At 67.3% G+C, this 1,735-nt stretch carries 2 protein-coding genes; one reads left to right on the top strand and one right to left on the bottom strand.

Translation table 11 applies throughout. From position 1 onward, the window contains the following. A partial coding sequence (locus VGJ14_04415; GenBank protein ID HEY2831645.1) for a hypothetical protein occupies nt 1-264 on the bottom strand: 264 nt, incomplete at its 3' end. A 393-nt stretch (nt 265-657) separates the two neighbouring features. Here VGJ14_04415 and VGJ14_04410 point away from each other — a divergent pair. Then, entirely contained in the window at nt 658-1,647 is a 990-nt protein-coding gene (locus VGJ14_04410) for a tyrosine-type recombinase/integrase (GenBank protein HEY2831644.1), read from the top strand. Nucleotides 1,648-1,735 lie beyond the last annotated feature (88 nt).

The following is a 1,735-nucleotide window of genomic DNA, read 5'->3' as shown; positions in this document are numbered from 1 at the left end:
GACCAGTCCGGCCATGCCCCGTTCGGCGAACGCAGCCGCCACCAGATAGAACTCCGCGCGCGAGTAACCGTGCGCCGCCGCCGCGGCGACCACGCTCGCCCCGTCGACCGCCACCGCCCGCAGCATCTCGTATTTCACCTGGACTTTGTCCGCGGCCAGGAAGAACGGCTCCCCGGAGCAGAACAGGTCGGCGTTGACCTCCTCGGCGCGCGGATGCAGCAACCCGGCCTGCTCCAGCGCCGCCCGCCGCGACCGTTCGCTCATCGCGATCACCTCCGCCGCCACGGTGACCACCGCCGAACGTAATGTCAAGCATTTCGCGCCGCGCCACGCTAACGAAATACGACCCACGATCGAAAGTGGCACGAGAAGTGACTGAATTACAAAAGAATCCATCGCGTGGTGCCCTCCATGCGACTTGAACATCTGGACACTGCGGCAGATAGTGTTAGTCACTTTGCTGGGACTTGGGTCGTCGACGATACGGCGAGGCAAAGCAATACATGCCATCCACCCGCTCGAACGGGCCCAACCTCACTGTCAAGAACAGCTTTGCGTTCCGTTGGTGCCAGCCAACACCTACTGGTATCTGAGCGCGGTGCCCGAGTTGATGCAGCTGGCCGCGGCCCGTCTCGAACACCAGCACGGAGACCGGTCGTGACCGTGTTGGCGCCGCTGCTGCAAGCGTTCTTCACCGAGCGGCTCATCGCGCAGCGCCGCGCCTCCGGGCGCACCATCGCCTGCTATCGCAACACCTTCCGGCTGCTGCTCGGCTTCGCCACCGCCAAGACCGGCACGAAACCCTCCGCGCTGGACATCGCCGACCTGGACGCGCCGCTGATCACCGCGTTCCTCGACCACCTCGAACACGAGCGCGGCAACACGGTGCGCACCCGCAACAACCGGCTGGCCGCCATCCACTCACTGTTCGGCTACGCCGCGCTGCACCACCCCGAGCACGCAGCCTCCATCCAGCGCGTGTTGGCGATCCCGGCCAAACGCTACGAACGCAGACTGCTCACCTGGCTCACCGAGCCCGAGGTGGATGCGCTGCTCGCCGCACCCGACCGGACAACCTGGACCGGCCGGCGCGACCACGCGCTGCTCGTCCTGGCCGTTCAGACGGGGCTGCGGATCTCCGAACTGATCGGGCTATCCCGCGTCGACGTCAACCTCGGCGCGGGTGCGCACGTGCACTGCCTCGGCAAGGGCCGCAAGGAACGCGCCACCCCACTCACCACGCTCACCGTCCAAGTCTTGCGCGGCTGGCTCACCGAGCACCCCGGCGCACCGCACGACCCGCTGTTCCCCACCCGAACCGGTGCCCGGCTCAGCGACGACGCCATCGAGCACCGTCTGGCCCTGCACCTCGCGACCGCGCGCCGGGCCTGCCCGTCGCTGCGCGCCAAGCAGGTCACCATCCACACCCTGCGGCACACCTGCGCCATGCGCCTGCTCGAAGCGGGCACCGACATCACCGTGATCGCGCTCTGGCTCGGCCACGAACAAATCCGCACCGCACAGATCTACCTGCACGCCGATATGGGCCAGAAGGAACGAGCCATCGCCCGGGTCAGCCCGCCCGGCACAATGCCGGGCCGCTACCGACCACCCGACCCTTTACTCGCCTTCCTCGACCAGCTGTGATTATCCCGACCCGACCAGGCTGGATCGCCTTACCCCGCAGGCGATCCAGCCTCACGTCGGGATAACCCCGACGTCGGAACAATCGGCG

It is taken from the genome of Sporichthyaceae bacterium (genome assembly GCA_036493475.1).
In the GTDB taxonomy this organism is placed as follows: domain Bacteria; phylum Actinomycetota; class Actinomycetes; order Sporichthyales; family Sporichthyaceae; genus DASQPJ01.
The sequence above is the reverse complement of the archived record's forward strand: the minus strand, read 5'-3'. Positions and strand labels throughout refer to the sequence as shown.